Genomic DNA, 21,422 nt, shown 5'->3' with positions numbered 1-21,422 from the left:
CAAACCTTATGAACTACGAAAACATAGTAATACATATTGAAAATAATAGCGCAACTGTAACGATAAACCGACCATCAAAACTGAATGCACTAAACGTAGCAACTATTAGCGAGCTGCATAAAGCATTCAAAACATTGAATAAAAACAAGGAAGTTCAAGTAATCATATTGACCGGATCAGGCGAAAAAGCATTTGTTGCTGGTGCGGATATCTCTGAGTTTGCTCATTTTTCAGTTGATGAAGGAACGAAGTTAGCTGCAGAAGGACAAGAAAAATTATTTGATTTTATCGAAAACCTTAATAAACCTGTAATCGCAGCCATAAACGGATTTGCGTTAGGGGGCGGATTAGAATTAGCTATGGCTTGTCATATTAGAGTGGCATCAGATAATGCTAAAATGGGGTTGCCAGAAGCCTCTCTGGGTGTTATTCCTGGTTATGGAGGAACGCAGCGTTTGCCTCAATTAATTGGGAAAGGACGTGCAATGGAAATGATTATGACAGCAGGAATGATTACTGCAGATGAGGCCTATAGAACAGGACTTGTAAATCATGTAGTACCGCAAACAGAGCTGCTAGAATTTTGCAATGGAATTGCACAAAAAATAGTGAAAAACTCGCCCAACGCGATTAGCAAAGCAATAAAATCAGTTAATGCTAATTTCAAGGAAGGTAAAAACGGTTATAAAACCGAAATAAAATCCTTCGGAAAATGTTTTGGAACAGAGGATTTTAAAGAAGGAACAACTGCATTTCTCGAGAAAAGAAAAGCTGTTTTTACAGGAAAATAAATAATAAAAGAGAGCCAATCAGGTTCTCTTTTTATTTTAAAACGGTTTTTAACGAAATAATCTTTAACTAAAACCAATTCTTCAGTCAACAAATACTAATTTTGTAGTCCTATTTTGGATATTTTACAACATAAATACAAACACATGTCATACCAACCTATATTCGCTCAATTTTGGGAAAAAGTAAAAGAAAGCATTGAGAATAAGACTTACGCTAAATTAACTCTAGCAAAAACAATTGGTGACACTGATTTGAAAAACATTTATGTTCGCCCTGTTTTATTAGAGAATGATGTATTTGCACTTTCGCTTACCGCAAAATACAAAACAGAAGAAATAGAATCGACACATACGCTAGACGAAGCCTTTATGCTACTAGCTCCTTATATGAATAATCCATTTTTAACTGCTTTGCTATTTACAACTGAAAAAGATATTACTTTTAAATTGAATAAAAAAAGAGTAGGAACTATTGTGGAACAAGCACCTACTTTTAAAAATGCCTCCGATGTTATACTAGAAATGAAGGAAAAAGGGATTTCGATTTTTGATTAACGATTGCTGATTTTTGATTTAAAAATCTGAAATCCAAAAAAATCTGAAATCTAAAATCGTTAATCCTCGATCTAAAATCCTACTTCTCCCCTTCCCACTCCGCATAAAACTGAGATAGGAATCCTTCCATATAACGGTGACGTTCCTTTGCGATTTCTTTACCCGTTTCAGTATTCATTTTATCTTTCAACAGGAATAATTTCTCATAGAAATGATTAATTGTAGGCGAATTATTCTTTTTGTACTCTTCCTTAGTCATCTTATTTTTAGGAGCGATTTTAGGATCATAGATTACTCTATTTTTAAAACCTCCATAATTAAACATCCTAGCGATTCCTATGGCGCCAATCGCATCTAAACGATCTGCGTCTTGAACGATATCCAACTCTTTAGAAGAGAATGACTTTTCGAAATTTCCGCCTTTAAATGAGATGTTTTCAATAATATTAATAACATGTGCTATTGTTGCTTCATCTACCTCCTGTGATTCTAAAAATTCGCGTGCCATTTTTGGCCCAACCGTCTCATCTCCATCATGAAATTTACTATCGGCAATATCATGAAGTAAAGCTCCTAACTGTACAATCGCAGTATTACAAACTTCATTTTTTGAAATTAAAATTGCATTTCTATAAACTCTCTCTACATGAAACCAGTCGTGTCCTGCTTCGGCATTTGCTAATTTTGCTTTTACAAATACAATCGTTTTGCCTATTAAATCAGTCTTTATCATTAATACTATACGTTAAAAAAAATGTTGATTTTTAAAGACTATCTTCAAAAATCAACATTTTATACTTTGGAATTTAAAATCAATTTGAAAAAATCTGAATTCTTGTTTCTATAATCTTGCAGGTTCAACCCACTTGAACATATGAGACTCTTGTGGAATTACCAACCTTTCGGAAACTCGAGCCATTCTAGCTGGTAATTTCATCAAGTAATCACGCGCTTTTTCAGCTTCATCTGTCAAACCACTAATTTTGTCAATTTCCCACTTGTTAATTAATTTTTGCATAATATCTACATAATCATTGGCAGTATAAACCCCAATTCTTTGTGCTGAATCAGAAAAATGCTCAAAAGCAGAACTTATCTTTTGTCCTGATTCTCTCAAGAAATGCGCTGGCATAACGATTTTAGCTTTCATCATGTATTGAAAAGCAAGCATCATTTCGCTAGGATCCACTTTAAAAATCTGATTTACAAACTCACTGTATGCATGATGATGACGCATTTCGTCGCCAGCAATCATTTTGCACATTTTAGACAATTTTTTGTCACCATAGTTTTTAGCTAATTGCGACACTCTATTGTGCGATACATAAGTTGCTAACTCTTGGAAACTTGTGTAAACAAAGTTCTTGTAAGGGTCTCTTCCAGTCCCAATATCGAAACCATCGTTGATTAGATGCTGAGTTGTCATTTCAACCTCGCGCATATTTACACGACCTGATAAATACAAATACTTGTTTAACAAATCACCGTGGCGATTTTCTTCCCCAGTCCATTGACGAACCCAAGTTGACCAACCATTTCTTTCTAAATTATCAACTCCTTCTACCTCCATCAACCAGTTTTCATAGGTTGGCAAAGCTTCTTCTGTAATTGTATCTCCTACCATTGCAACCCAAAAATCATAAGGTAAATCCTTAGATATTTCGCGTAGCTCTCTCACTTCTTCAAGGAAATTATCGCTTTCAGAATTAGGTAAAAAATCAGATGGTTGCCAAATTTGTTCAACTGGTATCAAATATTGATCTACATAGCTCGTCACGTTTTTTTCCAAAAACTGCATTACTTCTAATCGAATGTTTTTTATTGACATTATATTTCTAATTTAAATTTTTATTCCTTTTACAACTGATTTTTCAGTTAATTTCATTAGCTCCGCAAAATCATAATCTGCAACTGCTAGTGGTTTGTGCACCTCAAAAGTAAGGTGATTTCCTAGACCTAAAGGAAAAAATCCATATTTCACTACTTTCCAAGAATTGTTTATACTAATTGGAACAACATAACCTGAGGGTGCATATTTACACAAAATTTTCAAACCACTCTGTGCAAACTCTTTAGGTTTCCCTGTTTTACTTCTAGTACCTTCTGGGAAAATAACGGCTGAACGGTTATTTTTCTCTATATAATCTGCTAATCCTTTTATAGCGGGAATGGCCTGCTTTGGATCTTTTCTATCAATAAGAACTGAGCCACCATGACGCAAATTGTACGAAACACTAGGAATACCGCTTCCCAATTCTTTCTTACTAACAAATTTACAATGAAAACGTCGAAAAAACCAAATCATCGCAATAATATCATACATACTTTGATGATTTGAAACAAAGATCAAAGGAGCATTTTTAGGAATACTATCAATATTTTCAAACTTGTAAGTTGTTCCTAAAATATTAGTACATTTCAGCAAGAAAAAATTCAAATAGTCAACGCTTACTTTATGCGCTTGATAACCAAAAACAGTAAAGCAAATCCATTGAATAGGATGAAAAATCACCAAGGTAAGCCCAAAAAGTAAGTAATAAATAACGGAAATGGGATACGAAATTATCTTCTGCATGCTTTAAAAATTAACTGCAAAAGTAGGAAATAAATTTTTAGCAGTATTTAAATCCAAAACAATAAATAGCATCAACGTTTAATCGTAACTTTGCTCTTTTAAATTTACGCCTTTTTTTTAAATAAAATGAATTTTAAATACCCTAAAAACGAAAAGCTAAAAAGTAAAATCACGATTGAATTATTGTTTACTGAAGGAAAATCAGTATCTAAATATCCGTTGCGATTGGTCTATAAATCGGGATCTTTTGGCGAAGGCCAGAAAATCAAGATGGGCGTTTCTGTTTCAAAAAAGAATTTCAAAAAAGCAGTTGATCGTAATTATTTTAAACGCATCCTTCGCGAAACCTATCGACTCAACAAACACTTATTACTAGATAATTTAGACCAACCGTATTCCTTCATGTTTTTTTATCAAACAAAGGATCGACTTTCTTATGAAGAAATCAATACTAAAACGATTCAATTGTTTGAGAAGTTTATTCAGCAGATAAAAAAAGAAGAGTAAAGTATTCTATTTTTTGTATTTTTAGCATTAAAATGTCATGTTTATGAAGTCAATAGCCTTGTTTTTTGTTTTATTCTTTTGTTTTTCTGGTTGTAAAAAAGCCGACGATGGTTTAGATATGAAAATATCGGAGATCAAACTTCCACCAAAAGAAGCTTCAGCAGCGAATACCTTTTATGACAAAGCCGAAAGTAACACACAAACAAAAGAAATTCCGCAAAACATAGAACAAAAAATCATCAAAGAAGGAAATCTTCGTTTTGAAACCAATGATTTAACGGTTACCTATACTCAAATACAAAATGCAGTAAAGAGCTATAATGCAACTATTCAAAATGACACAGAAGGTAAGGATTACCAATCTGTTTTTAGAAGAATAATTATTAGGGTTCCTAGTGAAAATTTTGATGTGTTTATACAATCTATTTCAAAAGGAGTTGTTTATTTCGACAATAAAGAAATATCATCACAGGATGTAACGGCTGAATATATAGACATTGATGCACGGTTAAAAGCTAAAAAAGTATTAGAAAATCGATATCTCGAACTTTTGAAAAAAGCAACTAAAGTTTCGGAAATGTTAGAAATTGAAAAACAACTTTCAAATATTCGCGAAGAAATAGAAGCAAAAGAAGGTCAGTTGAACTATATGCAAAACCGAGTTACATTTAGCACAATCACTGTAGAATTCTATAAACCTATCGCTGAACAAAGTGGTGTAACAGCCTCTTATGGAATGAAAATTTGGACAGCTATTAAATCTGGATTCAACAGTATTTCGACTTTATTTATAAACTTGCTTAGTATTTGGCCGTTTATAATTTTCCTAATTGCTATAATTTACTTCATTAGAAAAAGATTTAAGACAAAAAAAACATAAAGCAATGTACGCATTACTCAAAAAAAGATATATAATTCCTATCGTCGCTTCGGCATTTTTGTTTGTTGGAACCAGTTTCAAAGATGATTTCTTTGAAATTGCCAAGCAAATAGAGGTATTCACCACTCTTTTTAAAGAATTGAATAAAAATTATGTTGACGAAACTAATCCAGGCGATTTAATGGATAAAGCCATAAAGGGAATGCTAGCCAGTTTAGATCCTTACACTGTTTACTTCAACGAGCAAGATGTAGTACGATTCAAGATCAATAGTACTGGAGAATATACCGGAATTGGCGCCACACTTTCCAGAAAAAAAGACCAATTAATCGTAAAAGAAATTTATAAAAATTTTCCAGCAGACAAAGCAGGATTAAAACCTGGTGATCAAATTACACAAATAGGCGACGTTAAAATAATTGATTACAAGGACGAAGCTTCACAGTTATTAAAAGGCACTAAGAACACTAAAATTGACATAAAATATCTTCGTCAAGGAAAAGAAAACACAACTCAAATCATTCTGGACGAAGTCGAAATAAAATCGGTTCCGTTTTTTGCAAAAATAGACAATAAAACCGGCTATATAGTCTTAGCTCGTTTTAACAAAAAAGCTTCTCAAGAAACCAAAGAAGCGCTAGAACAACTTAAAAAAGAAGGTGCTGAACGCATCATATTAGATGTAAGAGATAATCCAGGAGGATTATTAAATGAAGCTGTAAATATCTGTAATCTTTTTGTTGCAAAAAATGAAACTATTGTAACTACAAAATCAAAAATTGACAAACACAACAATACTTTTAAAACCCAACAAGATCCCGTAGATACTCAAATTCCTTTGATAATACTGGTAAATGATCGAAGTGCTTCAGCATCGGAAATTGTTGCAGGAGCTTTACAAGATTTAGATAGAGCTGTAGTTTTAGGCAGTCGCAGTTTTGGAAAAGGATTGGTACAAAGACCTGTAGATTTGACATACGGAACCCAGCTAAAAGTGACAATTTCTCGTTATTACACCCCTTCTGGAAGATGTATTCAAGCATTAGATTATTCGAAAAAAGATCAAAATGGAAAAGCATTAAAAACAGATGAGAAAAACTTTAACGCTTTTAAAACCAGAAAAGGCAGAACTGTATATGATGGCGGTGGAATTCAACCTGACGTGGAATTAGAGGAAAGTAAATCAAGCCCTATTACAAATGCTTTGTTACGAAACGATGCAATTTTCGATTATGTTACTAGTTATTATTATAAAAATCCAAATTTAGGTAACAAAATCCCTGTTATTTCTGATGCTGATTATAGTGACTTTAAACAATTTGTAAAAGCTCAAAAATTCTCATTCGACACTGAAACGGAATTGGCTTTGAAAAACACTTTGGCTATAGCCAAAAAAGAAAAATTAGATGAATCAATTCTAGTAGAATACCAACAATTACTGAATGCACTTCAAAAAACTGAAAACACCTTACTAGATAAAAATCAAAAGGAGATTAAAAATTTAATGGTAGATGAAATCATTAAAAGATACCAATATCAAGAAGGTTTGTACCAATATTACATTCAAAACAATGCTGAGATCAAGAGAGCCACTACTCTTTTGAGCAATACTGGCGCATACAATACGATTCTCAAAATTTAATGGATAGATTATTAGTAAGTATAGTAGCATTACTTTTCTTTGGCTATTTATCATCTCAAGAAAGACCTATAGAGACAGTATATTTTGAATTTGACAAGTTCAACCTTCCAAATAATCAAATAGAAATAATAGTTAATTTTATAAAAAGAATAGACACAGCAAAAGTCGAATCAATCCAAATTTATGGCTATTGTGATGATCGAGGTGCTAATCAATATAATGATGAACTATCAAAAAAAAGAGTTTTAACGGTTCAAAACATTCTTACTGAAAATGGTTTTAATAAAAGCAAAATCATAGTTTTTGAAGGTAAAGGGCGTGTTGTTTTGAAAAAAGAGGAACTCGAAAATATATATGAAATTCGCTCTAAAAACAGAAGAGTTGACTTGTTTGCAGTAAATAAAAATAGTTTTGGAAACGGAATTTATAATTCGTTTCAAGAAAACCATAAAGTAGGTGATCGTATTTATCTAGATAATATTCTATTCCTGCTTGGAAGTAGCAAACTAACAGAGCAATCTAAAAAAGAATTAGACAAAATTATAATTCTATTACAGAAACACAAATCATTAGAGTTCAAAATTATAGGACATGTATGCTGTACTTCTAGTAAATATTCTGATGCTATCGATATAGAAACCACGGAACCTAAATTATCTTTAAACCGAGCAAAAGCCGTTTATAATTACCTCAATGGCAAAGGCATAAATAGGCTTAGAATGCAGTATTCAGGAAACGGAAATAAATCGCCTTTAGGCAAAGGTGACGCCCAAGATCGCAGAGTTGAATTTTTGATTATAAAGAATTAACTACGACTTTATCATCTCAATATGCGGAATGTCATCTTCAAGATACATTTCACTGGTTTGAACAAAACCATGACTTTCGTAAAATTTTTTAAGATATAATTGTGCACCAATAGTGATTTGGCTTTCGCCAAAATAACACTTAATCCCAGCAATCGCTTCGCGCATTAAATCATGACCCCATTTTCGGTCTCTATAATTGGCATCAACAGTTACTCTGCCTATAGAAGAGTTGTCGAAAGTTATTCCAGGTTTAAAAAGCCTAGCGTGAGCTACTATTTTACCTTCAAATTCACCAAAAAGATGTAAAGCGACTTTATCTTTTCCGTCAAGATCAAGATAAACACAATTTTGTTCCACAACGAAAATCTCGCTTCTTAAACGAAGTAAATCATATAACTCGTGTACTGAAAGATTGTCAAAGGATTTAATTTTCCACTGTAGTGCCATGGTTTGTTATTTTTAAGATACAAATAAAGGAAAAAGTTATCTTTTTTTAATAACAACTGTTTTAATAATCGCTTCCAGTTCGTGCATTAAATCTCTTTTATCTTTTGAAGGTGCGTAACAAAATCCTTCTAACACCAGAATTCGATTGTAATCAGGATCAATAATGGAGTAGTTAATAAATGGTCCGGACATAAAATCATTGTTTAGTTGCCAAGTACCTTTAGTTTCAAAAGTTTCTCTACCATAATGGCTGCTCTTAAATAGATATGGCGCATACGCTTCTTCTGTAAGCATATTAGTATCGGGTTCCTTTCCACTTATGTACATATTCCCTATTGAGTCACGCATTTTAACAATACAACTGACTAAATCACCTTCTTTTTTAATAGTATTTAAAGGAACTTGGTAAATTAATAGACTGTTATTTCCACCTATTATTTCCTTTTTTAACCACATAAAATTGCTTTTCTGTAGCACATACGAATATCCGGTAGGGATTTTTATTTCAATTTGAAATTTATTAGCAATTACTGTTGGATTAATTAATGATTGCTCGTTTATTCTTTGGCTCTCACCTATTTCACCATCTTTAATTATCTGGATGATCTGAGCACTGTTCTTTTCGATACAAGCAATAATATCAGAAGCTGTTTTACCAGAAATATGAATTACGTTTTGCGGAGATGCGTACTGATTTTTAATGATTTCAAACTTATTCTCTGCTGCCTTTTTCACTACAATGATGGCTCGAGTATCGGTCATGAAACCTTCTAAAAGTTTAGTTGGATATTGATTGATATTAAATAATGGCTCCTCTTGAGGCAAACCTATTACAGGAGATGCAAACTTGTTTCTAATAGTATCGCCAATGTCACCATTCCATAATTGATCATCAATTACAACAGAAATAGTATTAATCTTTCCCGACGATTTACGAGGTATTTGATCATTATTGTTTTTGCATGAAAACAAAAGTAATGATACAAAAAAGAATAAAAAATGGGCTTTTTTCATTGCTACTCTATTAAAGATAAAACCCAAATTTATACAAGTTTATTGTATTATCCGTTAATTTTAAGTTTCATTCCAGGTTGAATATCTTCATTGCGAATATCATTCCACTTTTTTAAGTCAGAAATAGTTACTCCAGGATATTTTTTAGCAATGCTAAATAAGGAATCCCCTTTTTTAACAGAGTACTCAGCTGCACTTTTTTTACTTGATGAAGCGACAGTTGATTTAGTTTTAAAAGAACTTACATCAGCTTTTTCAGTAACAATTGCAACCTCATCTTTAGCAACAACTAAAGTTTTTCCAATAGAAATTTTGTTATCTGCTAGCTTATTCCAAAGTCTCAAATCAGCTAACGAACTACCAAATTTAGTAGCTATAGCATTTAACTTGTCTCCTTTTTGAACAACATATTCAATATCTTTTCTTTCTTGCACAACAGCTATCTCTTCTTTAGATTCTAACTCTTTACTAGCAATTTGCAACAAAGCACCATATTGAAGATTATCGTTAGAAATGTTATTCCATTCTTGAAGTTCAGCGATCGTTACATTATATTTTTGTGCAATAGTGTACAAATTATCTCCTTTTTGAACTAAATAAGTAAATGCGTTTTCTTTAGCTGCAACTCCTCTAGTAAGAGTTGTTTCTTCCTTAGCAGTCTTAGCTACTATACTCTGATTTTTTGAAATAATTTGAGACGGAACAGTGTCAATTATAGATTCTTTCTTCAATGATTTTGCTTCATTACCGCCTGTAATTATTTTTAAACTTTTTCCGTAAGCAATTGTGTTACTTTTAAGATTGTTCCATTTTTTTATTTGAAAGGCAGAAACATCATATTTATCAGCTAGAGAGCTTAAATTATCTCCTCGTTTTACTGTGTAATAAGTAGTTTTTGAACCATTAGAACTTTTAGCAGAAGGACTAGCTGAATCTTTTATAGCTAAAGCTCTTGTAGATTCAAACGGTCTTTCTCGTTTGTTTAATTCATGCTCAGCATACGCATAGATTTGACTTTCATTAGAAGCAAAAACAGCTATTTTCTCTTGCGGCAATCTTAAAAAATGGTTTTGATCTTTATAAAATGGAACTACATTTAATTTATAAGATGGGTTTAAAAGTTGTAATTGTGCTACAGGAACATCCAGTAAATCACCTATTTGTTTAAAAGATAATTGTTGTTTAATCATGATCGTATCTGTAGCAAAATGTTGCACAGTCGCTCTTTGCGGCACAATCCCGTGCTCTTTGTGGTATTCGTAAAGGTACATTGTTGCAAGGAAAGCGGGAACATAACCTTGAGTTTCTTTCGGGAGATTTTTTCTAATATTCCAATAATTTTTCTGACCTCCAGAACGTCTAATTGCTTTAGAAACATTACCCGGACCAGAATTATAGGATGCTAAAACTAGATCCCAATCGCCAAACATTTTGTACATATTAGTCATATACTTCGTTGCGGCTTCACTAGATTTTAAAGGATCACTGCGTTCATCAATATAGGAATCAATTTTTAAACCGTATTGTTTTCCGGTGTGATACATAAATTGCCACAATCCAGTAGCACCCATTTTAGAAACGGCTCTTGGATTTAAAGCTGATTCTACTACAGCCAAATATTTAATTTCTAATGGTACATTTTGTTTGGCTAAAGCCTCTTCAAAAAGTGGAAAATAATATTCTGAAACACCCATCAATCTTTCGAAAGATTTTTTTCTGTTTTTCAAAAATGATTTGATGATATTTTCTAGACCTTGATTGTACTCAATATTAAAGGGAGATTTTGCGTCCATTGCCGCCAGTCTTTCTTTCAAAAGTTCAGTAGGTAATTCATAATCTACTGCAGCATCAATATTAACTTTTTCAATATCTCCAGTAATGGTATTGTATAAATCCAAGCTAGTTAATTCTTTCATCCACAAGCTATCAACACGAGATGCTAATTCATTATTAACAAATGTTTTCTTGATGGAATCTAGATAGGATATTTTTGTTTCAAATTTGTCACTTATTGTGTTTTCAACATTTTCCTGAGAAAATACTTGAACAGATAACAATATAAAAAGGGATAGGGTGGTATTTTTTATACTCATAATTTTACGATCAAAGATCTATATTTCAAATGATTACAAAGCTTAATTTTTACAAACTTAATAGGTTTAAACTAAAAACTTCTTTAAATATTGTTAAAAATGCAATATTTAGTCTGATAAGAAGGAATTTTCAGCTATTTGATATTGAAAATCGCCTTTGAAATACAATTTGATACTATTACAAACAAAAAACCTTAGCAACTAGGACTTTATTGCTAAGGTTTTAAGAATTGTTTATGTTGTTTATGCTTAGTTTCGTATGTGCTTCAAAACGCAAAAAACAGTTATTTTTAGTCTAAAATAGCTGCTATTCCAGGCAATACTCTCCCTTCCAGCATTTCTAACATCGCACCACCACCGGTAGAAACGTAACTTACTTTATCTTCCAGTCCAAATTGTTTTACGGCAGCAACAGAATCACCTCCACCTACAAGAGAGAATGCTCCATTAGTAGTTGATTCAGCAATAAAGTTTCCTAAAGCGATAGTTCCGTTTGCAAAATTTGGCATTTCAAAAACACCTAATGGACCATTCCAAAGAATAGTTTTAGACTCCATGATTACTTTTTTGAAGTTTTCCAATGATTTTGGTCCAGCATCTAATCCTTGCCATCCATCGGGAATTTCTTTTACGTCAACAATTTGAGTTTCGGCATCATTTGAAAAATCATTTGCCGCCACAACATCAACTGGAATATGAATTTGAACCCCTTTCTCCTTAGCCAATCTCAATATTTCTAGGGCTAGTTCTTGTTTGTCATCTTCACAGATAGAATCACCAATTTTACCTCCTAATGCTTTTACAAAAGTAAAAGTCATTCCACCACCAATAATCATGTGGTCTACTTTGTCCAAAATATTTTCGATAACGGTAATTTTAGAAGAAACTTTAGAACCTCCTAAAACAGCAGTTACTGGTTTTTCACTATTTTTAAGAACCTTATTCAAGCTTTCAATTTCTTTAGCCAATAACATTCCGAAACATTTTTCATTTGGAAAAAACTGTGCAATAATTGTAGTCGATGCATGTGCTCTATGAGCCGTACCAAAAGCATCATTTACATAAATATCACCAAGAGATGCTAATTGTTTTGCAAAAGCAATATCTCCAGCTTCTTCTTCAGCATGAAAACGTAAATTTTCTAATAATAAAACTTCACCTGATTTTAAATTGGCTGCAGCAGTAGTTGCGTCTTCACCAATACAGTTTGAAGCAAACTGAACAGGAACTCCTAAAATTTCAGAAGTTTTTGAAAGAATATGTTTTAAAGAATATTTTTCCTCTACTCCTTTTGGCCTTCCTAAATGCGACATCAAAATTACACTTCCACCTTGAGCAAGAATTGCGTCGATGGTTGGTTTTGCAGCTTCAATACGGGTAGCATCGGTTACTTTGAAATTTTCATCCAAAGGCACATTGAAATCAACTCTTATTATGGCTTTTTTATTATTGAAATCGAAATCATTTAAAGTTTTCATTGCTCTATTTTTTAGTTTATTTTCTTAAAAGGAATAACAAATATAGAACTTTTAAATTATTAATAAATTAAGCCAAACGATGTAAAATAAATTTCAAGCAACGAAATCGATGTAAACTTATAAATAATGCTTCTTTTTAATCATTTCTCTGTTTTTAATTATGAAATTGAGATCATTTAATTCTCAGAAGAAAAACACACATTGAGCGTTAACTTGAATCTTAACCGCATCGAAACTTTGCCTCCTAAAATTTTAGACTAAACCATTTTCTTATATCTTTGCTTTATGCAATTTTCAGAAATTTTAGGGCAAGAACATATAAAAAGTCATTTGACAAAAAGTGCTGATACAGGTAGAATTCCACATGCACAATTATTTGTAGGCCCTGAAGGAAGTGGGACTTTGCCTATGGCTATTGCTTATGCACAATATCTTATTTGCAATAATCAAAATGCTGAAAATGATGGATCAAACGAAGCTTGTAATATAAAATTCCAAAAAACTTCGCATCCTGATTTGCATTTTATTTATCCTACTGTTAGCACTGACGAGGTTAAAACTAAACCAAAAAGCATTGATTTCATTGTGGAATGGCGTCAGTTTTTAGAACAAAATAAATACGGAAGCTTATTTGATTGGTATCAAATCCTTGGAGTTAAAAACAAACAAGGAGAAATTAGAGTTGATGATTCTCAAGAAATCTTAAAATTATTAGCTCTAAAATCATACGAAGGCGGATACAAAATAATGATTATTTGGATGGCCGATAAATTGAATATAGCCGCTTCAAATAAATTATTGAAATTACTAGAAGAACCTACTGACAAAACTGTCTTTATATTAATATCAGAAAACGAAGAAGATATAATACAAACAATTCGATCACGCTGTCAAGTATTGCATTTTAATGGTTTGCCTGAAAAAGTGATTGCTGATTCCTTAATTTCAAATAAGAATATAGAGTCTAAAACAGCGCATAAAATAGCACATCAGGCACAAGGAAATTATAATAAAGCACTACAATTATTACAGCCAGATAGTGAATCTACTTTTTTTGAGAAATGGTTTGTTGATTGGGTTCGTGCCGCTTTTAGAGCCAAAGGAAATGCGGCAGCTATTCAAGATTTAATTCAGTGGAGTGAACAAATTGCTGGTTTAGGAAGAGAAACTCAGAAAAAATTTCTGCACTTTTGTATTGATATGTTTCGCCAAGCTTTATTATTAAATTATCAAGCGAAAGACTTAGTTTATATAGAACCACAAGTAGAAAAATTCAAATTAGAGAATTTTGCTCCTTTTGTAAATGGCAATAACATCAATGATATTTTCAAAGAACTTTCGGATGCTATGTACCATATTGAGCGTAATGGAAACGCTAAAATTATTTTAACCGATTTATCAATCAAACTCACCCGTTTAATTCACAAAAAATAAAGATATGAACAACATTACTTCAATATTAATTTTAATATTTTTAGCCATCACTTTTCTACAATCCGGATATGACAAATTGTTTTACTGGAAAGATAATGTAGATTGGCTAAAAGGCCATTTTTCTAAAACACCTTTAAAAAACCAAGTACCATTAGCTTTAGCAAACATTCTCGTACTAGAATTGATTTCAGGAATTTTATGCATCGTAGGTTGTATCGAATTATTAATGAATAATGGGAGAATCTTCGGGTTTTACGGAGCTGTTTTCTCTTGTATTACTTTGTTGATGTTGCTATTCGGACAACGATTAGCTAAAGATTATGATGGTGCAAGAACAATTGTTATCTATTTCATACCAGCGATTTTAGCCGTTTATTGGTTAAACTAAAAATTAAAAAGCATTAACATTACAAATAAAATGACACCAAAACATCCTTCAGAGTCTTTGACTATATTGACCGATTTAGTTTTACCAAGCGAAACGAATCCTTTGAATAATCTATTTGGCGGCGAATTATTAGCACGTATGGATCGTGCTGCCAGTATTGCTGCTGGGAGACATTCCCGAAGAATCACGGTGACAGCATCAGTAAATCACGTAGCTTTTAATAGAGCAATTCCATTAGGAAGTGTTGTAAATGTAGAGGCCAAAGTTTCAAGAGCATTCAAAAGTTCTATGGAAATTTATATCGACGTTTGGGTAGAGGACAGACAATCCGGAAATCGCACTAAAGCTAACGAAGCTATTTATACTTTTGTAGCTGTAGATGACACAGGAAGACCAGTTGAAGTACCACAAATAGTTCCAGAAACAGAACTTGAAATACAACGTTTTGAAGCAGCATTAAGACGCAAACAACTGAGTTTAGTTTTAGCTGGAAAAATGAATCCACAAGATGCAACTGAACTAAAAGCTTTGTTTCTATAGCAACTTGTTATATTTAATCTAAAATATTTTTAAAGGTATTTTTTGATTGAAAAAAGGAGTATTTTTACGAAAATAAATGTTCATACAAAATTGAAGTTTTCAGGATAATTATTCATCCTGTCAGTTTCTTACAGTTATAAAATAATACAAATCGATGAAAGAAAAGGTAAAAGAGAAGATGAGTACAGAAAAAGAATCCAAATTAAAAGCGCTACAACTTACGCTTGACAAGCTAGATAAGACCTACGGAAAAGGTACTGTAATGAAAATGGGTGATAAAGCCGTTGAAGAAGTAGAAACTATTTCTTCAGGATCTTTAGGAATCGATTTAGCATTAGGAGTTGGTGGTTATCCAAGAGGAAGAATCATTGAAATATACGGTCCAGAATCTTCTGGAAAAACTACTTTGACACTTCATGCAATAGCTGAAGCTCAAAAAGCGGGTGGAATAGCTGCTTTTATTGATGCTGAACACGCTTTTGATAGAAATTATGCTGAAAAATTAGGGGTAGATATCGAAAATCTTATTATTTCACAGCCAGATAACGGGGAACAAGCTTTAGAAATTGCTGAAAACTTGATTCGTTCCGGTGCAATTGATATTGTTGTAATTGACTCGGTTGCAGCTTTGACTCCAAAAAGTGAGATTGAAGGTGAAATGGGAGATTCTAAAATGGGTCTTCACGCTCGTTTGATGTCTCAAGCTTTAAGAAAATTAACAGGAACTATTAGCAAAACAAACTGTACTGTTTTCTTTATTAACCAATTGAGAGAAAAAATTGGAGTAATGTTTGGAAATCCAGAAACCACAACTGGAGGAAATGCATTGAAATTTTACGCATCAGTACGTTTAGACATTCGTCGCTCTACTCAAATTAAAGATGGAGACAATGTTCTAGGGAACAGAACGAAAGTGAAAATTGTAAAAAACAAAGTGGCTCCACCATTTAAAGTAGCAGAATTTGACATCATGTATGGCGAAGGAGTTTCTAAAACGGGAGAGATTTTAGATCTAGCTGTGGAGTTTGAAATCATCAAAAAAGCAGGTTCTTGGTTCAGCTATGGTGAAACTAAATTAGGCCAAGGTCGTGATGCAGTGAAATCTTTAATTAAAGACAATCCTGAATTAGCTGATGAATTAGAAGTGAAAATCAAAGCTAGAATAAAGGAATTAGCCGAGGCTTAATACCATTATATACTATCAAATATCATAATGCTCGGAAAATTTCCGAGCATTTTTTTTTGGGATAATCTTTCCTGTTTTTGTTTTTAGTTCAACTAGTAATTATATTGATTTAAAAAATTATTCATTTTTAAAGCAACCTTTTAATTAAATAATCATCTTCAATGTAATTAATAACCTATAAATTTAAAAAATGAAAAATTTAAAATTAAAAGCAGTAGCATTAGTATTATTTGTAACAGCTGGATTCGCGTCATGCTCTAACGATGATGAACCAACAATTATTTTAAAAAAATCACTAGTAACTGAAGTAACTGGACCAACAACAGCAAACCTTAATGAAGAAATTACATTAGATGTTACCTTTAAGGTCGATGGTAATTGTGATGTTTTCAATAAGTTTAATGAGAAACAAGTAGAAAACACAAAAACTATTGAAGTAGAAACTAGAGAGGAAGGAACAACTTGCGACAAGACTCCAGCAACAAAAAAAGCACCTTATAAATTTAAAGCTGCTGCTGCAGGAACTTACATCTTGAAATTCAAAATGTCAGAAACTGAATTTGTGACGCACACTATAATAGTAAGCACTCCATCATAAATTTTAGAAGAGGTTGTTAATTGTTAACAACCTCTTTTTTTTACACCTTTGTATTAATTACTACTAAAAAGTTATCCGTAATGGAATAAAATTACACTCTTAATTATTTTAATAAAAAAGTTGTTTTTTGACGCAACCTTTTATAAAAAGTAACATCTATGAAAAAGTGGGCAGCGTAATATTTAATAAAGAGCCCTTTTTTTATAAACTATTAAAATAAAATAAAATGAAGAAAATTGCACTAATTTTAGTACTTATGACAACCTTAGTAGGTTGTAGTCTAGACAATGGTAATAATGATACCTACACTTTTAGCGTACTTCCTGTAGAAAGTTACACGCTTCCAGAAACTTTTAAATTAGGCGAAAAGTACACTATCAAATTAAAATATCAAAAACCGACATCTTGCCATATTTACCAAGGTATCTACTATGCAAAAGATTTAAATACAAGAACAATAGGTGTGCAAGCTGCAGTTCTAGACAAGGAAATATGCGGTACTGAAGTTCCGCCAGTATCTGAAGCTTCATTTGATTTCCAAGTAACCGCTACAGGTTCTTATATTTTTAAATTTTACAAAGGAAAAGATGCAGATGGTAAAGATCTTTTTGAAGATGTAGAAATACAAGTAGTTTCCTAATAAACAAAAACAATTCTGTGTCATTAGAACAAATAATTGCGGATTGTAAAAAGAATCACCCCAAAGCTCAAGAACAATTATACCAATTGTTTGCTAAAAAGTTTTTTGGGGTGTGCCTTAAGTATTCCCGTAATTATGATGATGCACAAGATAATTTACAAGATGGTTTTATCATTATCTTTAAAAAAATAGCACAGTATAGCGGCAAAGGCTCTTTTGAAGGTTGGGCCAAACGAATACTAATCAACAATGCTTTAATCCGATTTAAAGACATTCGATTTCTAGAAATACTTGATGACAACATCGCCGAAGTAGAACTCGAAATAGACGATGACACCATATCCCTTGAGTATCTACTCCAAATCATTCAGGAATTACCGGATCAATACCGAATCGTGTTTAGTTTATATGTCCTTGACGGTTATTCACACAAGGAAATCAGCGAAATGCTAAACATATCTACTGGCACAACAAAATCTAATCTTTTTAGAGCACGATTGATTTTGAAAGAAAAAATTGAAAAATTAACAGACATTAAATTCGAATCATCGGCAAAATGAAAAACAATAAAGATATAGACCGATTGTTTCAAGAAAGATTCAAAGATTTTGAAACAGAACCTAACGCGCAAACTTGGGCAAATATACAAGCAGGTTTAAACGAGGAAAAGAAAGAGCGAAAAATCATTCCAATATGGATGAAATACACCGGAATAGCCGCTGCGTTTGTACTCGGCTTTTTTGCTATAAATAACGTTTTCAAAACAAATACGGATTCGAATAATAAGATTGTTTTCGATAAAAAATCAATTAATTCTTCAACCGAGAATAAGGATAGCCTTTTTGCCCCAACAAAGGAAAATAAACATACAATTGACCTACAAAATAATTCTCAAATTGCTATAACTGACCTACAGAAAACCAAAAAAAATGAAAACCAAACTACAACTGAGAAAACTACAAAAAACGTCTTTGGCAAAACGCCAAATCAAAAAACTGCTACGATTTATAACAGTAAAAATAATTCATCGTTAGAAAAAGCCACTGATAAAACTCAAAAATCAGATGTCTTTCTGGTTGATAAATCAAATGTAAAAACTACTAATCCTTATGAAAACATTGTAAATCATAAAAGCGAAAATGAGTTTTTAAATGAAAAAAGCAATTTGGCTACAGCCAAAACCGATTCAAAAAAAGAAATCTTAAATCAAAACACCGCTCCAAACGAATTAGAAGCAATTTTAAAGGAAAACGAAGCGCAAAAGAACAAACTAGCCGCTGTAGAAAAAAGCAAGTGGGAAATCACGCCTAATATAGCCGCAATGTATGTCAACTCAAAAAGTGCGAGCATCGATCCTCAGTTTGCTGAAAACACTAAAAGTACTGATAACAGTATAGGTTTTGGGATAGGAGTTCATTACGCCATTAGCAAAAAAATAGCGTTGCGAACAGGAATTAATAAATTTGCGTTGGGATATAACACGAACAATGTTACCTATTCATCCGGTTTGAGCATGACTAATTTAGCGAATGTCGATTACACTACTAATGCTATGGTTGAACTGCGAACTAGTGCTAGTGCGAATTCACTAATGACATTTGAAAAAAATCTACAAAAAACTAGCTCGGGAACCATCAATCAAAAAATGGGTTATTATGAAGTTCCTCTGGAAATTTCTTACGCGATTGTAGATAAAAAAATAGGCATTAGCCTTATTGGTGGAATTAGTACTTTATTTTTAGACGAAAATAAAGTGTCGTTAATTTCATCAGAAATTAATCTAAAACTAGGAGAAGCTAATAACTTGAATGCGATGCATTTTAGTAGTAATATTGGACTTGGTTTCCAATACAAATTTGTAAAATCATTCCAAATTAATTTTGAACCAATGGTTAAATACCAACTCAATACTTTTTCAAATAATTCCGGCACTAGTAAACCAGTTCTTATTGGATTATATTCTGGAATTAGTTATCATTTCTAGCTGATTCATATTCCAACAATTGATTGTAAATTATCTCGCGAACTTCATCCCGAATAGTTCTTCTATCTAGCGATTCATTGTGAGTTTCTACGTGCGAATGCATTTTAACCCGCATTAATCCAGGACTTCCGCTAAAAAAAGTATAGGAAAATCTTCTTTTATTATCTCCAAAAGTGATTGGAGCAATAGGTATTTTATGTTCTAATGCTAAGCGGAAAGCACCATCTTTAAAAGTATCTAAAAGTACAGACTCATCATCAGGAACGCCGCCTTCAGGAAAAATACAAATACTTAAGCCCTGATTAATTCTTTTTTGTGCACGATCAAAAACTTGCATTCTGCTTTTAGAGGAACTTCTATCTACTAAAATACAAGTTCTTTTATAGAAAAATCCAAACAATGGAATTTTAGCTAATTCTATTTTACCCACAAAAACAAAAGGATTTCGAGTAGTTGCTAGCATCAACATAATGTCTGTCATGGAAGTATGGTTAGCAACAATCATGTAGCTTTTGCAATATTCCATATCTTGCTCTTTATCTATTTTATAACGGAAACCCATTCCAAAAAGAATGAATTTTGCCCAAATACGAGCCATCTTAAAAAAGTAAGGATAACCACTTTCAGTCAAAATAGAAGCCACCAAAAAAGGAAACATAATCAATATGGGAATGGCCATCAAAATGTAAAACCAGATGCGCCAAAGTGTCCAAAAAATAATCTTAATTCCTCTCATAGTGCCAAAAATAAGAAATCAGAATATATAATAACACAGTTTTTTAAAATTTGCGAATTTGCGGTAAAAATTAAAAAACTTTGCGAACTTTGCAAATTAGAAAAAAATTTATAATGGCAAAAATACTTACAGGCGTTCAAAGTACTGGAACTCCACATTTAGGAAACTTACTTGGCGCAATCATTCCAGCAATAGCATTATCAAATAAACCAGAAAACGAATCGTTTCTTTTCATCGCTGATTTACATTCGATTACTCAAATAAAAAATGGCGAAACTTTACGTGCAAATACCTACAGCACCGCAGCAGCTTGGCTTGCTTGTGGATTAGATGTAAATAAAGTAGTTTTTTACAGACAGTCTGATGTACCTCAAACTGCGGAATTGGCTTGGTATTTAAGTTGTTTTTTTCCTTTTCAGCGTTTGACACTAGCCCATTCTTTCAAAGACAAAGCAGATCGATTGGATGATGTAAATGCAGGTTTGTTTTCTTATCCAATGCTAATGGCTGCAGATATTTTGCTTTACGATGCAGAATTTGTTCCTGTAGGAAAAGACCAACTACAGCACTTAGAAATCACTCGTGATGTAGCTTCTCGTTTCAACCACCAAATGGGAGAAACATTTGTCATTCCTGAAGCCATAGTACAACAAGACGGCTTACTTATTCCTGGAACTAATGGCGGAAAAATGAGTAAATCTGCTAATAATATTATCAATATATTTCTAGATGATAAATCGTTACGCAAGCAAGTAATGAGCATAGAAACAGATAGCACACCGCTAGAAGATCCTAAAAATCCTGAGACCTGTAATGCTTTTGGAATTTATAAATTATTAGCGACTGAAGAACAATTAGCAACAATGACAGCTAATTACCTTGGTGGAAATTACGGTTATGGTCACGCAAAACAAGCGTTGTTTGAGTTAATTTGCGAAAAATTTAAAACCGAAAGAGAAAAATACAATTACTATATTAATAACCGTCCTGAAGTGGATGCTTTATTAAAAATTGGTGCCCAAAAATCAGCAACTATTGCTAATGACGTTTTAGCTAAAGTTAGAGCAAAGTTAGGTTACGAAAATTAAGTTATACAAACTTATAAGAATCCCTTTTTGGTGTAAT

Annotated in this window: 23 protein-coding genes; 15 read left to right on the top strand and 8 right to left on the bottom strand. The window is 32.4% G+C overall.

Annotation, left to right across the window (positions count from 1 at the left end; genetic code table 11):
* Positions 1–8: 8 nt before the first annotated feature.
* Both LNP27_RS04080 and LNP27_RS04075 read left to right on the top strand, forming a co-directional pair.
* Positions 9–791, top strand: coding sequence for an enoyl-CoA hydratase/isomerase family protein (locus LNP27_RS04080; RefSeq protein WP_229943241.1), 783 nt, complete (start codon positions 9–11; stop codon positions 789–791).
* A 144-nt stretch (positions 792–935) separates the two neighbouring features.
* Complete coding sequence (locus LNP27_RS04075) at positions 936–1,346, top strand: hypothetical protein (RefSeq protein ID WP_229943239.1); 411 nt, start codon at positions 936–938, stop codon at positions 1,344–1,346.
* Between the two features lie 79 nt (positions 1,347–1,425).
* On the opposite strand, the gene LNP27_RS04070 is transcribed toward LNP27_RS04075, so the two are convergent.
* The 3 genes from LNP27_RS04070 to LNP27_RS04060 all read right to left on the bottom strand — a co-directional run bounded on the left by LNP27_RS04070 (position 1,426) and on the right by LNP27_RS04060 (position 3,921).
* Entirely contained in the window at positions 1,426–2,079 is a 654-nt protein-coding gene (locus LNP27_RS04070) for an HD domain-containing protein (protein WP_229943238.1), read from the bottom strand.
* Positions 2,080–2,187: 108 nt separating this feature from the next.
* Positions 2,188–3,174 (bottom strand): acyl-ACP desaturase, encoded by a 987-nt coding sequence (locus tag LNP27_RS04065; RefSeq protein ID WP_229943237.1) that lies wholly within the window; start codon positions 3,172–3,174, stop codon positions 2,188–2,190.
* 12 nt (positions 3,175–3,186) lie between these two features.
* Positions 3,187–3,921: a lysophospholipid acyltransferase family protein gene (locus LNP27_RS04060; protein WP_229943235.1), complete on the bottom strand. Its 735-nt coding sequence runs from the start codon at positions 3,919–3,921 to the stop codon at positions 3,187–3,189.
* Positions 3,922–4,047: 126 nt separating this feature from the next.
* Between LNP27_RS04060 and rnpA the strand changes: the two genes are divergently transcribed.
* The 4 genes from rnpA to LNP27_RS04040 are packed head-to-tail and all read left to right on the top strand — an operon-like array spanning position 4,048 to position 7,759.
* Positions 4,048–4,428 carry a ribonuclease P protein component gene (gene rnpA / locus LNP27_RS04055; protein ID WP_229943234.1) on the top strand — a complete coding sequence of 127 codons (381 nt, stop codon included), beginning with the start codon at positions 4,048–4,050 and terminating at the stop codon, positions 4,426–4,428.
* Between the two features lie 43 nt (positions 4,429–4,471).
* Positions 4,472–5,308: a DUF4349 domain-containing protein gene (locus LNP27_RS04050; protein ID WP_229943233.1), complete on the top strand. Its 837-nt coding sequence runs from the start codon at positions 4,472–4,474 to the stop codon at positions 5,306–5,308.
* A 4-nt stretch (positions 5,309–5,312) separates the two neighbouring features.
* Positions 5,313–6,950 (top strand): S41 family peptidase, encoded by a 1,638-nt coding sequence (locus LNP27_RS04045; RefSeq protein ID WP_229943230.1) that lies wholly within the window; start codon positions 5,313–5,315, stop codon positions 6,948–6,950.
* A complete protein-coding gene (locus tag LNP27_RS04040) occupies positions 6,950–7,759 on the top strand; it encodes an OmpA family protein (protein ID WP_229943228.1) in 810 nt (269 codons plus the stop codon). Before LNP27_RS04045 ends, LNP27_RS04040 begins: the two co-directional genes overlap by 1 nt.
* Here the strand turns inward: LNP27_RS04040 and LNP27_RS04035 are convergent, their stop codons facing one another.
* From LNP27_RS04035 to LNP27_RS04020, 4 genes are all read right to left on the bottom strand, one after another.
* Entirely contained in the window at positions 7,760–8,206 is a 447-nt protein-coding gene (locus LNP27_RS04035) for a GNAT family N-acetyltransferase (RefSeq protein ID WP_229943227.1), read from the bottom strand. It abuts the gene before it with no gap.
* A gap of 36 nt (positions 8,207–8,242) precedes the next feature.
* The gene (locus LNP27_RS04030) at positions 8,243–9,220 is read right to left on the bottom strand and encodes a DUF4837 family protein (protein ID WP_229943226.1); all 978 of its coding nucleotides are present in this window, start codon (positions 9,218–9,220) and stop codon (positions 8,243–8,245) included.
* Between the two features lie 47 nt (positions 9,221–9,267).
* Positions 9,268–11,313, bottom strand: a complete 2,046-nt coding sequence (locus LNP27_RS04025; protein WP_229943225.1) for a LysM peptidoglycan-binding domain-containing protein — start codon at positions 11,311–11,313, stop codon at positions 9,268–9,270.
* Between the two features lie 290 nt (positions 11,314–11,603).
* Positions 11,604–12,791 carry a phosphoglycerate kinase gene (locus tag LNP27_RS04020; protein WP_229943224.1) on the bottom strand — a complete coding sequence of 396 codons (1,188 nt, stop codon included), beginning with the start codon at positions 12,789–12,791 and terminating at the stop codon, positions 11,604–11,606.
* A 285-nt stretch (positions 12,792–13,076) separates the two neighbouring features.
* Between LNP27_RS04020 and LNP27_RS04015 the strand changes: the two genes are divergently transcribed.
* From LNP27_RS04015 to LNP27_RS03980, 8 genes are all read left to right on the top strand, one after another.
* On the top strand, positions 13,077–14,225 hold the full coding sequence (locus tag LNP27_RS04015; RefSeq protein WP_229943223.1) for a DNA polymerase III subunit: 1,149 nt from the start codon (positions 13,077–13,079) through the stop codon (positions 14,223–14,225).
* A gap of 4 nt (positions 14,226–14,229) precedes the next feature.
* Positions 14,230–14,613 carry a DoxX family membrane protein gene (locus LNP27_RS04010; RefSeq protein WP_229943222.1) on the top strand — a complete coding sequence of 128 codons (384 nt, stop codon included), beginning with the start codon at positions 14,230–14,232 and terminating at the stop codon, positions 14,611–14,613.
* Between the two features lie 30 nt (positions 14,614–14,643).
* On the top strand, positions 14,644–15,153 hold the full coding sequence (locus LNP27_RS04005) for an acyl-CoA thioesterase (protein ID WP_229943221.1): 510 nt from the start codon (positions 14,644–14,646) through the stop codon (positions 15,151–15,153).
* A 178-nt stretch (positions 15,154–15,331) separates the two neighbouring features.
* Positions 15,332–16,339 (top strand): recombinase RecA, encoded by a 1,008-nt coding sequence (recA, locus tag LNP27_RS04000; protein ID WP_229944030.1) that lies wholly within the window; start codon positions 15,332–15,334, stop codon positions 16,337–16,339.
* A 190-nt stretch (positions 16,340–16,529) separates the two neighbouring features.
* Positions 16,530–16,937 (top strand): hypothetical protein, encoded by a 408-nt coding sequence (locus LNP27_RS03995; RefSeq protein WP_229943220.1) that lies wholly within the window; start codon positions 16,530–16,532, stop codon positions 16,935–16,937.
* Between the two features lie 226 nt (positions 16,938–17,163).
* A complete protein-coding gene (locus LNP27_RS03990; protein ID WP_229943219.1) occupies positions 17,164–17,577 on the top strand; it encodes a hypothetical protein in 414 nt (137 codons plus the stop codon).
* Positions 17,578–17,594: 17 nt separating this feature from the next.
* Positions 17,595–18,137, top strand: coding sequence for an RNA polymerase sigma factor (locus LNP27_RS03985; RefSeq protein WP_229943218.1), 543 nt, complete (start codon positions 17,595–17,597; stop codon positions 18,135–18,137).
* Complete coding sequence (locus tag LNP27_RS03980) at positions 18,134–19,561, top strand: hypothetical protein (protein ID WP_229943217.1); 1,428 nt, start codon at positions 18,134–18,136, stop codon at positions 19,559–19,561. Before LNP27_RS03985 ends, LNP27_RS03980 begins: the two co-directional genes overlap by 4 nt.
* Here the strand turns inward: LNP27_RS03980 and LNP27_RS03975 are convergent.
* The gene (locus tag LNP27_RS03975) at positions 19,545–20,297 is read right to left on the bottom strand and encodes a lysophospholipid acyltransferase family protein (RefSeq protein WP_229943216.1); all 753 of its coding nucleotides are present in this window, start codon (positions 20,295–20,297) and stop codon (positions 19,545–19,547) included. The two genes, LNP27_RS03980 and LNP27_RS03975, sit on opposite strands and share 17 nt — an antisense overlap.
* A 113-nt stretch (positions 20,298–20,410) precedes the next feature.
* Here LNP27_RS03975 and trpS point away from each other — a divergent pair, with 113 nt between their 5' ends.
* The gene (gene trpS / locus LNP27_RS03970; RefSeq protein WP_229943215.1) at positions 20,411–21,385 is read left to right on the top strand and encodes a tryptophan--tRNA ligase; all 975 of its coding nucleotides are present in this window, start codon (positions 20,411–20,413) and stop codon (positions 21,383–21,385) included.
* The last annotated feature ends 37 nt before the right edge of the window (positions 21,386–21,422 follow it).

Origin of the sequence: Flavobacterium galactosidilyticum (assembly GCF_020911945.1) — a bacterium.
GTDB classification, from domain to species: Bacteria; Bacteroidota; Bacteroidia; order Flavobacteriales; family Flavobacteriaceae; genus Flavobacterium; species Flavobacterium galactosidilyticum.
Note: the sequence above shows the minus strand (reverse complement) of the source record. Positions and strands in the feature narration are given on the sequence as shown.